At 73.6% G+C, this 12,139-nt stretch carries 1 protein-coding gene (only partly in view); it reads right to left on the reverse strand.

From position 1 onward, the window contains the following. Positions 1–170 precede the first annotated feature (170 nt). On the reverse strand, positions 171–12,139 hold the 3' portion of the coding sequence (locus tag ACGF07_RS28275; protein ID WP_392903211.1) for a non-ribosomal peptide synthase/polyketide synthase. The gene runs 10,399 nt beyond the window's last position; the window shows 11,969 of its 22,368 coding nt (coding positions 10,400–22,368); the start codon falls outside the window, past its right edge — the gene reads right to left on this strand; its stop codon occupies positions 171–173.

Genomic DNA, 12,139 nt, shown 5'->3' on the forward strand with positions numbered 1-12,139 from the left:
GGACACCGCCATCCTGGCCCGGCCGGCGGCCGTGGTCGTCGGCGTTTCCAAGACTTGAATACGTGTGCTGTTCCGCTGCGCCGTGCCGGTTCCGGGACGCCGCCCCGCCCGGCGCACGGCGAAGGCCCGGACGGCCGCCGCGGTGGCGGTCGTCCGGGCCTGGAACCCGCCTACTGCCCGGTGGCGGCCCGGCTCCCGCGGGCGTCGCGGAGCGACTGCGCGAGCAGCGGACCGATCTCCGCCCAGGCGGCGGCCGTCGTCAGGTCGTTGTGGGTGAAGGCGAGGTCGTGCCTGATCACCCGACCCTCGACGTACGGCTCCCACAGGGCCGGCGTGTTCGCCGAACCCTCCTTGCCCACTGCGGCGACGAACATCAGCAGGTCACCGCGGAACCGGTCCAGGCCGAAGTCCCGGGTGATCCGCGCGATGTTGGTGCCCACCCGGGCCAGCGCCTCGATGTGGCGCTCCTCCAAGCCGGCGATGGCGCTGTCACCGTCGTCGAACAGGCTGCGGGCCCGGGCGTAGTCCAGTGGGTCCTCGCCCAGTTCGGTGAGGTCGTGGCCCAGGTAGGCCAGCAGCTGCCGCAGGACGTCCTCCGGCCGCTCCTCGACCACCTCGTGCTGGTTGGTCACCGGGTAGGCGTCCAGGACGGCCAGTGTCGCGACCCGCTCTCCCGCCTCCTGCAGCCGGGTGGCGATCAGGTGGCCGAGGATGCCGCCGAGTGACCAGCCCGCCAGGTGGTAGGGGCCGTGCGGCTGGACCGCCCGGATCTGCTCCAGGTAGTCCTCCGCCATCGCGTCCAGCGACTCGGGCAGTGCCTCGTCCCGGGCCAGGCCGCGCGCCTGCAGCGCGTAGACCGGGTGCTCCGGGTCGATGTGGCGCAGCAGACCCGCGTAACTCCAGCTCAGACCGCCCGCGGGCGGGAGGCAGAAGATGGGCTCGGCCGTACCGGTGCTCCGCAGGGGGAGCAGCACGTCCATCGGATCGCTCTCCGCTCCCGTGGCCAGCAGCTCGGCGAGGCTCTCGACGGTCGGACCGTCGAACAGCGCCGCGATGCTGATCTTGGTGCCGAAGGCGAGGTTCACCCGGCTGACCAGCGCCGCCGCCATCAGCGAGTCACCACCGAGATCGAAGAAGCTGTCCTCGATCCCGACCCGGCGGACCTTGAGGGACTCCGCGAACAGACCGCACAGCACCTCCTCGCGGGGTGTCCGGGGCGCCCCCTTGCGCAGGCTGCCCTCGGCGTCCGGCGCGGGCAGCGCCGAACGGTCGAGCTTCCCGTTCGGGCTGACCGGCAGCGCCGCGAGCGACACGAACGCGGACGGCACCATGTAGTCGGGCACCTGCCCCGAGACGTGCTTGCGCAGCACCATCGAGTCGGTCCCGGCACCGTCGCGCGGTACCACGTACGCCACCAGCCGACGGCCGCCCTGGCTCGTCTCCCGCAGGACGACGGCCGCCTGGGCCACGTCCGGGTGGTCGAGGAGCACCGACTCGATCTCGCCCGGCTCGATCCGGAAGCCGCGGAGCTTGAGCTGCTGGTCGGCCCGGCCGACGTAGGCGAGCCGGCCGTCGCGGGTCCAGCTGGCCAGGTCACCGGTGCGGTACATCCGGCTGCCCGGCGCGCCGAACGGATTCGGCACGAACCGCTCCGCTGTCAGGCCGGTGCGGTTCAGGTAGCCGCGTGCCAGACCGGGACCGCTCACGTACAGCTCGCCCGCCACGCCCGTCGGCACCGGCCGGAGCCGTGCGTCGAGCACGTAGACCGAGGTGTTGGCGATCGGCCGGCCGATCGAGACCGCGACCGCCGTGGACAGCGGGTCGCTCATGGTGGCACAGACGGTCGTCTCGGTGGGGCCGTAGGCGTTGATCATGCGCAGTCGCGGCGCCCACTGCTCGACCAGGTGCTGCGGGCAGGGCTCGCCGGCGACCACCAGGGTGCGCAGCCCTGGCAGGTCGTCGGGCGAGATCGCGGCCAGTACCGTGGGCGGGATGGTGGCGTGGGTCACCCCGTGCCGGGCCATCACCGCGGTCAGCGTCGGGCCGGGCAGCAGCTCGGCCGCCGGGGCGAGCACCAGGGTGGCACCGGCCACCAGGCTGGTCACGATCTCCGACACCGCGGCGTCGAAGCTCGGCGACGCGAACTGCAGGAGCCTGCTCTCCGCGTCGATCGCGAACCGCTCGATCTGCGCGGCGGCCAGGTTGCCGATGCCCCGCTGGGTGACCACGACGCCCTTGGGACGGCCGGTGGTGCCCGAGGTGTAGATGACGTACGCCGCGTCGTCCGGGGACGGCTCGGCGGCCGGCACCGGGGGCGTGGTGGGCTGCGCCGCCCACTGCGCCCGCACCTCCGGGTCGTCCAGGACCAGCGTGGGTACGTCGGCCCCCACCTCCGCCAGCAGCTGTGCGGTGGCGGAGGTCGTCACGACCAGCGACGGCTGGGCGTCGGCCAGGATGAACGCGCGCCGGTCGGCCGGGTAGCGCGAGTCCACCGGCAGGTAGGCGGCCCGGGCACGGGCGACCGCGAGGACCGCGACGACCGTGTCCGGGGTGCGCTCGAGCATCAGTCCGACCAGTGACTGCTCGGCGGCGCCGTGGCGGGCCAGCAGCCGGGCGAGCTGGTTGGCCCGCTCGTCGAGCTCCGCGTAGCTGAGCCGCTCGTCCTGGTGGACCACCGCGGCCCGGTCCGGGTTCGACCTCGCCCGCTCGGCGACGAGCTCGGACCACCGCTGCGGCGGTACCGGCCGCTCGGTGGCGTTGAACTGCCGGACGACCCGGTCGAACTGGTCGGCGCCCAGCAGGTCGATCAGGCCGACCGGCTGGTCCGGGTCCTCGGCCAGAGCGCGCAGCCAGCCGACGAGCTGGTCGATCAGCCCGGTCACGCTCTCCTCGTCGAAGACGTCGGGCCGGTGGTCCACCCGCAGCCGCAGGGACGGGCCGCGCATCGAGGCGCACAGCGCCAGCGGGTAGTGCGTGGCGTCGCTCGTCCGGTCGTCGCTGACACCCACGTCGCCGGGCTCGTCGTGCAGGCCCTGGGGCGGTGCCGGGTAGTTCTCGAACACCGTCGCGGTGTCGAAGAGTTCACCGAATCCGGCGAGCCGCTGGACGTCGGACAACCGCAGGTACGAGTGCTCCGTCAGCTCGGACTGCTGGCGCTGGATCCGCTCGAGCAGGGCGATCACCGGCTCGGCCGGCTCCAGGCGCACGCGGACGGGCAGGGTGTTGATGAAGAGCCCGACCATCGTCTCGATACCGGCGATCTCCGGCGGCCGGCCGGACACGGTGGCGCCGAACACCACGTCGTCCCGCCCGGTCAGCCGGCTCAGCATCGTGGCCCAGGCGCCCTGGACCAGTGTGGCCAGGGTCAATCCGTGCCTGCGGGCCAGTGCGGCGAGCGTCGCGCTGAGCTGCTGGTCGACCTCGACGACCTGGCGGTGCGGCGTGACCGCCGCCCGCTGCCCCGCCGACGGTGCGAGCAGGAGGGGCTCCTGCAGCCCGGCCAGCGCGGTGCGCCAGGCGTTCTCGGCCGCCGCGCGGTCCTGCCCGGCGAGCCAGGTCAGGTAGCCGCGGTAGTCGGCCGGCACCGGAAGCGTCCGGTCGTCACCGCCGGTGGTGTACAGCTCGCCCAGCTCGCCCAGGACCACCGGCATGGACCATCCGTCGAGCAGGATGTGGTGGTTGGTGAGCAGGAAGCGGTAGGTGTCCTCGGCCACCCGGATCAGCGTGAAGCGGATCAGTGGCGGACGGGCCGGGTCGAAGCGGCGGGTGCGGTCCTCCTCGATGATCCGGGCCACCTCGCGGTCGCGGGCCTCGCCCTCCAGCGCCCGCAGGTCGTGCTCGTACCAGGGCAGTGCCGGGTCCTCCACGACCACCTGCACCGGACGGGCGAGGTCGTCCTGCCGGAAGGCCACCCGGAGGTTCGGGTGGCGGCGCAGCAGGGCGGTCGCCGCCGCCCGCAAGGCGTCCCGGTCGACCTGGCCGTCCAGTGCCCAGAGGAACTGGACGGTGTACGGGTCGGTGTCGCCTTCGTCGTACCGGGCGTGGAAGAGCAGCCCCTCCTGCAGCGGAGTCAGCGGCAGCACGTCCGACAGGCCCGGCAGGTCCGCCTCCAACCGCTCGATCTGCCGCTGGGACAGGTCGACCAGCGGCAGGTCGGACGGCGTGCGCCCGGCGTTGCCGGGGCGCCGCAGCTGGTCGGCCAGCACGCGCAGTGCCGCGACCCAGCCCTCGCAGAGCTCCAGGACCTCCTCGTCGGTGAAGAGCCCGTCCGGCCAGGTCCACATGCAGCTCAGCGAGGAACCGGCGGCGAAGTCGTCCGTCCGCGCGTTGACCTCCAGCGCGTGGGCGAACGGTCGTCGGCCGTCCGCGCCGCCGTCGTACCGGCCGGTCTCGAAGGCCGGCTCGGACGCGACCGGTGCCGGCTCGCCCTCCGGTGCCGTGAAGCGGCCGAAGTAGTTGAAGGCCAGTTGGGGCTCGGCGCCGCCGGCCAGCCGCTCGGACGCCTCGGGGTCCAGATAGCGCAGCAGGCCGTAGCCCAGACCGTGGTCCGGGATCCGCCGCAGCTGCTCCTTGACCTCCTTGGCGGCGCGGGCGGTGGCCGGTCCGCCGGCCAGGGCCTGGGTGGTGTCCACCCCGGCGAGGTCGATCCGCACCGGGTACATGGCGGTCAGCCAGCCGACGGTCCGGGTCAGGTCGACGCCCTCGAGGACGTCGTGCCGGCCGTGGCTCTCCACCGCGAGGAGCACGTCCTCGCGGTGCGTGCCACGCCACTTGGCACGCCACTGGGCGAGCGCCAGCGTCAGGCCCGTGAGCAGGACGTCGTCGACACCGGCGTGGATGGCCCGCGGCACGTCCGCCAGCAGCGAGGTGCTGAGGTCGGCGGGCAACCGGACATGCACGAAGCGCGTCGCGTCGACGGTGTCGCGGGAGGGGTCGAGCGGCCGGAGGCCGAGCAGCGGCTCCGGTTCCCGCACCATCTCCTCCCAGAGCTCGAGCTCGCTCCGGCGTTCGGCCGCGAGCTCGTGCAACCGGGTCGCCCAGCCGCGCAGTGAGGTGCCGACCGGGTCGAGCGCGATGGGCCTGCCCTGCTCGGCCGCCTCGTAGGCCTCGAACAGGTCGGGCAGGAGGACCCGCCACGAGACGCCGTCGACCGAGAGGTGGTGCACCATCAGCAGGAGACGGCCGCTCCGGCCCTGACCGGCGTCGAACCACACGGCCTGCAGCATGATGCCGTCGTCCGGGGCCAGCCTGGCCATCGCCGCGTCGCGGTGCTCGACGATCACGGCTTCGAGCGCCTCGTCGTCCAGACCGGCCGCGTCCACGCGGAGCAGCACGTCGCCCGCACGGACCGCCCCGGTCTCGGGCACGTTCAGCCGCCACTGCCCGCCGGTGCGGTCCAACCGCATCCGCAGGGCGCCGTGCCGGTCGATCAGTGCCTGCAGCGCCTGCTCCAGCAGGGGCAGGGTGGCTCCCGCCGGTGCCGGGACGATCCGGGACTGGTTGAAGCCCTCGACCGGGCCGCCGTTCTCCCGCAGCCAGTGCACGATCGGCAGCAGCGGGACGTCGCCGGTCTCCGGCTCGTCGGTCGCGGCGGATGCCGGGCCGTCGGCCGGCCGGACCACCGCTGCCAGTTCGGCGACGGTCTTGTACTGGAACACGTCGCGCGTGCCGATCAGCAGCCCGGCCCGCCTCGCGCGACTGACGAACTGGATCGACATGATGCTGTCGCCGCCCAGGTCGAAGAAGTTGTCGTCGATGCCCACCGACGGCAGGGCGAGGACGTCGGCCATGATCGCGCAGACCCGCGCCTCCAACTCCGTGCGCGGTGCCCGACCAGTGGACGCGCTGGAGAAGTCGGGCGCGGGCAGCGCGCGACGGTCCAGCTTGCCGTTCACCGTGGTCGGCAGGGCGTCCAACGCGACGAACGCGTTCGGCACCATGTACTCGGGCAGCCGCTGCTCGGCGAACGATCGGACGGAACTGACCAGTTCGCCGAGCCGCCGGGAGCCCAGCGGGTTGTTGACGTGCGCCGCGGCGTCCTGCCGGGTGCCCGGCAGGTACGACTCCGAGACGGCCTCCTCGCCGACGCCGAACACCGCGTCCAGCCGCCCGGGTGCACCCTGGGCGTACGTGACGACGACCGGCTGCCCGCACCGCGCGGCCAGTTCGTGCAGCGCCTCGGGATGGACGCCGCGCTCCTCGGGGCCGGTCAGCGCGGCCAGCGCCTCGTCGACCGGCCGTCCGTCGGCCAGGGCCAGGAGGGCCGCCTGCTCGCCGGCCAGCCGTGCGTCCGGGACACCGGTCACCCGGACCGGCAGGCCGTCACCGGCCGCGATCCGGCGCTCCAAGTCCTCCAGGTTCAGGACCTCCACGCCGTACCGCAGCCGCGGCAGGTCGGCGAGCGAGCGACTCCCGGCGGGAGCCGTCCGCAGGACCACGTCGAAGCGGTGGCGGGTCAGCTCGGTGTCGCTGCGGCCCCGCTTGACCCGGACGTCCACGGCCTCGAACGCCGGGATGAGCCCGGGCAGCGCCGCGAAGTACTCCGGGTCGACGAGGAGTTCCTTCTCCATCATGATCGTCTGTTCGATCGAACGGGAGAGCTCGGCAGGTGTCTGCCGGCCGTTCCACTGCAGCAGTCCGACCGCCGTCTGGAAGCTCCGCTGGGTCCGCAGGTTGCGCTGGTCGCCCAGGAAGACGGCGCCGCCCGGCACCAGCAGACGCGACAGCGACGCGAGCACATCGGTCAGGTAGGCGGCGCTGGGGAAGTACTGCGCCACCGAGTTGATGACCACGGTGTCGAAGAACTCCCGCGGCAGGGCGTCCAGTTCGTGCGCGGCGCCGATCTCGAGCCGGACCTTGCCGGCCATCTCGGGCTGGGCCTCGACCTGTCGCCGCAGCACGGCGATCGCCTCCGCGGAGAAGTCGATGCCCCAGTACGCCTCGCAGTCGCCGGCGAGCTTCGCCAGCAGCAGACCGCTGCCGACGCCGATCTCCAGCACCCGGCGCGGCCGCAGCGAGCGGATGCGCTCCACGGTGGCGTCCCGCCACTCGCGCATCTCCTCCAGCGGGATGTCCTCGCCGGTGTAGCTACTCGCCCAGCCGCTGAAGTCCTCGCCGAACTCCTCCGGCCGCTCCGCGCCGTACAACTCGGCGTAGAGCTCCTGCCACTGCTCGATCTGCTCGCCGGCGGTGCCGTTGTCCGCGGCCGTCCCGGCCGTGCCCGGCTCCGTGCCCGGCACGACGTAGGCCACCAGTTGACGGTCGCCCGGACGGTCCTCGCGCACCAGGACGGCCGCCTGGGCGACGTCCGGGTGGGCGGCCAGAGCCGCCTCGATCTCGCCGAGCTCTATCCGGAAGCCGCGGATCTTGACCTGGTCGTCGGCCCGGCCGATGAACTCGACCGCGCCGTCGGCGTTCCAGCGCACCAGGTCGCCGACCCGGTACATCCGGCTGCCCGCCGGGCCGTGCGGGTCCGCCACGAACCGTTCGGCGGTCAGGCCCGGCCGGCCCTGGTAGCCGCGGGCCAGACCCGCACCGGCGATGTACAGTTCGCCGGCGACCCCGGCGGGGACGGGCCGCAGTGCCTCGTCCAGGACGTAGACCCGCATGTCGTCCAGCGGCCGCCCGATCGGGATCTGGGCGGGGACCCTCCGGGCGTCCTCCACCCGGAAGGTGGTGGCGAACGTGGTCGTCTCGGTCGGGCCGTAGCCGTCGACCACCACGATCTGCGGGCAGGCCGCCATGACCCGTCGCACGGCTTCGGCCGGTACCACGTCGCCGCCGGTCCACACCTCGGCCACGCCCGCGAAGCACTCCGGGGACTCCTCGGCGGCGAGCCGGAACAGACCCGCGGTCATCCACAGACCGGTGATCCGGTTCTCCTCGATGACCCGGGCGAGGGTCGCCAGGTCGAGGTCGCCCCGGGGGGCCACCACGGCCCGGCCGCCGTTCAGCAGCGGCACCCACAGCTCGTAGGTGGACGCGTCGAACGCCTGCGGGGAGTGGAGCAGCACCCGGCGGTGGGCCTGCGGACGGAAGGCCCGGTCCGAGGCGAGTGCGGTCACGTCGGCGTGGGTGATCCCCACGCCCTTCGGCACACCCGTCGAGCCGGAGGTGTACATCACGTACGCCAACTGCTCGGGGTGCACCACCGCGGGCAGCCGGACGTCCAGGACCTCCGGGTCCGTCCCGGCGTCCACCACCAGGACCGCGGCGTCGTGCTCGCACTCCAGCGCCGGAGAGGTGGTGTCCGTCAGCAGTACGGAGACCCGGCTGTCGCTCATGATGTGGCTGCGGCGGGAGGCCGGGTAGCGCGGGTCGATCGGCACGTAGGCCGCACCGGCCTTGAGCACCGCCAGGATCGACACCACCAGTGCCGCGGAGCGCTCCTGGAACAGCGCGACCCGGTCCTCGGCCCGGACGCCGGCCGCCACCAGGCGGCGCGCCAGCCGGTCGGACTCGTCGTCCAGCTCGCGGTAGGTCAGCTCCCGCTCGTCGCTCGACACCGCGACCGCGTCCGGCGTGCGGGCGACCTGGGCGGCGAACCGGGTGGTCACGCCGGTCGGCAGGCGGTCCGTCGCGGTGTCGTTCCACTGTCGCAGGACGGTCTGCCGCTCGTCGTCCCCGAGGATGTCGATCGAGCCGATCGGCACCGCGGGGTCCGCCGACACGGCGGTCAGGAGCCGCTCCAACCGCACCACCAGGGCGGTGACCGTCGCGGGGTCGAACAGGTCGGCGCTGTACTCGATGAACCCGTTGATGCCCGCGGGCGTCCCGCCGGCCCCCTCGAACTGCTCGGAGAAGCTGAGGAACAGATCGAAGCGGGAAGCCCCGGTGAAGCCGTCCTCCGAGCTGAGGGTCAGGCCGGGCAGTTCGACGTCGGCGGCGGCCGTGGCGTTCTGCAGCGCCAGCATCACCTGGAACAGCGGCTGGTGCCCGGCGGAGCGGTCCGGTCGGAGCACCTCCACCAGGTGGTCGAACGGGACGTCCTGGTGGGCGTACGCCGCCAGCGCGGTCTCCCGGGCCCTGCCGATCAGTTCGGCGAACGACGGGTTCCCGCTCAGGTCGTTGCGCAGCACCAGGGTGTTGACGAAGAAGCCGACCAGGTGGTCGAGCGCCTCGTCGGTGCGGCCCGCGATGGGGCTGCCGAGCGGGATGTCGTGGCCGCCGCCGAGCTTGCCGAGCAGCGCCGCGACCGCGGCCTGGAGCACCATGAAGGTGCTCGCGCCCTCCCGCTTCGCCAGCGACCGCACCGCGGCGTGCAGCTCGGCGCCCAGCTCGATCGGCAGACGCCCCCCTCGGTAGCTGGCCACCGACGGACGCGGCCGGTCGGTCGGCAGGTTCAGCAGGTCCGGCAGGTCGGCGAGGGACTCCTTCCAGTAGGCGACCTGCCCGGAGAACAGGCTGTCGGGGTCGGACTCGTCGCCGAGCAGCTGCCGCTGCCACAGCGTGTAGTCGGCGTACTGCACCGGCAGCGGCTCCCACTGCGGCGCCCGGCCGGCGTGCCGGGCGGTGTACGCCTGCGAGACGTCGGCGGCCAGGGGGCCGAGCGACCAGCCGTCGCCCGCGATGTGGTGCACGACCAGGACGAAGACGTGCTCGGTCGGGGACAGCGTGAGCAGGGTCGCCGCGACCGGCGGCTCAGCGGTCAGGTCGAACGCCGTGCGCACGGCGGCCGCGGTCGCCTCCTCCAACCCGTCCTCAGCAACCTGGCGGCAGGTCAGCTCGATCCGCGCCTCGTCCGTTCCGAGCACCACCTGCCGGGGCAGGCCGTCGATCTCCGGGAAGACCGTGCGCAGGCTCTCGTGCCGGGCGACGACGTCCTGGAGCGCCGCCTTCAGCGCCTCCAGGTCGAGGTGACCGGAGAGCCGGACGACGAACGGCATGTTGTAGGTCGCGCTCGGGCCCTCCAACCGGTGCAGGAACCACATCCGGCGCTGGGCGAAGGACAGCGGCACGGCGTCCGGGCGCGGCTGCGGCCGAAGGGCCGGGCGGGCCCGGTCGGCCGAGTCCAGGTGCTCGACCAGTCCTGCGACGGTCGGGTTCTCGAACAGCGTGCGGATCGCGAGTTCCACCCCGAACACGGTCCGGATCCGGCTCACGAGGCGGGTGGCCATCAGTGAGTGGCCGCCGAGGTCGAAGAATCCGTCCTCGACGGAGACCACCGCCAGCCCGAGCGCCTCGGCGAACAGGCCGGCCATGATCTCCTCGCGCGGCGAGCGCGGTGCGACGACCTCACCGGCGGCGCTGTCGGCCGGTACGGGCAGCGCCCGGCGGTCCAGCTTGCCGTTGGGCGTCATCGGCAGCGCGTCCAGACCGACGACGACCGACGGGACCATGTAGTCCGGCAGGTCCGCTGCGGCCCACCGGCGCAGCGCGGCGGCGTCCACCGGCCGGCCGACCGCCGGCACCACGTACGCCACCAGCCGCTGGTCCCCGGGCCGGTCCTCGCGCAGCACCACCACGGCGCGGGCGACGTCCTGGTGACGCGCCAGCACGGCCTCGATCTCGCCCGGCTCGATCCGGAAACCACGCAGCTTGACCTGGTGGTCGACCCGGCCCAGGTACTCCAGCCTCGCCCCCCGGCCCCAGCGGGCCAGGTCGCCGGTCCGGTACATCCGGGCGCCACCGGCGAACGGGCTGGCGACGAACCGCTCCGCCGTCAGGCCCGGACGCCCCAGGTAGCCCTGGGCCACGCCCGCCCCGGCGATGTACAGCTCACCGGGCACGCCCGGTGGGACCGGGCGGAGCCGTCCGTCCAGGATGTGGACGTCGGTGTCGGTGATCGGGCCGCCGATGTGCGGAGCACCCGTCTCGAGCTCTGCGGCCGTCGACCAGATCGTGGTCTCGGTGGGCCCGTAGAGATTGGTCACCCGACCGCCCTCGGCGGCCAACCGGTCGGCCAGCTCCGGTGGCAGCGCCTCGCCGCCGACCAGCTTGCGCAGACTGCGCAGGGCCGTGGCGTCGTGGTCGGCCAGCGCCTGCCACAGCGACGGGGTCGCCTGCAGGACCGTGACTCCCGACTCGGCCGCCAGTCCGAGCAGGGCCGAGGGCTCGCGCACGGTCTCCCGGTCGGCGAGGACCACCGCCGCGCCGGCCGCGAGCGGGAGGTAGAGCTCCAGGGCGGCGATGTCGAAGGACACCGTGGTCACCGCCAGCCACCGGTCCTCGGGGGTCAGCGGGAACCGGCCGGCCATGTCGTGCAGGAAGTTGGCCAGCCCGCGGCGCGGGACCACGACACCCTTGGGCCGCCCCGTGGAGCCGGACGTGTAGATGACGTAGGCGGGGTGCTCGGCGTGCACCGGGGTCCGGCGCTCACCGTCCGTCCAGTCCCGGCCCGACAGCTCCGCCAGGACCGCCCGGGTCCGCTCGTCGTCCAGCAGGACGACGGCGCCGCCCACCGGCGGTTCCTGCACGGTGGTGGAGGTCACCGTCAGCGTCGGCCGGGCGTCGGCGACGGTGTACTGGAGCCGCTCCGCCGGGAGGCCGGGGTCGAGCGGCAGGTAGGCCGCGCCCGACCGGAGCACCGCCAGCAGGGTCACCAGCAGTTCGGCACCGCGCGGCAGGGCGACGGCGACCAGCTCGCCGGGAGCCGCACCGAGCGCGACCAGGTGCCGGGCGAGCCGGGTGACCTGTTCATCCAGCTCCCGGAAGGTCAGTGACACGTCGCCGGCGCGGACGGCCAGGGCGTCCGGCACGTCCGCCGCGCGACGGCCGAGCAGGACGTCGACGTCCTCGGCCGGCGACGTCCGACGCGGGCCGGTCCCGGCGGTGCGGACGGCCGCGAGCTCCGCGGCGTCCAGCAGTTCCAGCTCGCCGATCGGGAGGTCCGGCCGCTCCACCGCGGCGGTGAGCAGCCGGACCAGCCGGGCGCCCAGTGCCTCCACGCGGTCACGGTCGAACAGGTCGATGGCGTAGCTCGCCGTTCCGATGATGCCGGCCGCCGCACCGTCCTCGGTGCGGTGCTCGGCGAAGGTGAACGAGAGGTCGAACTTCTCCGTCTCCAGGTCGAAGGCCTCCGGCTCCACCTCCAGACCGGGCAGGCCCATGGCCCAGTCGGCCTGGGCGGCGTTCTGCAGGTTGAGGGCCACCTGGAACAGCGGGTGGCGAGCCATTGACCGGCTGGGGTTGAGCGCCTCCA

Origin of the sequence: Kitasatospora sp. NPDC048194, from assembly GCF_043202455.1 — a bacterium.
Taxonomy (GTDB): domain Bacteria; phylum Actinomycetota; class Actinomycetes; order Streptomycetales; family Streptomycetaceae; genus Kitasatospora.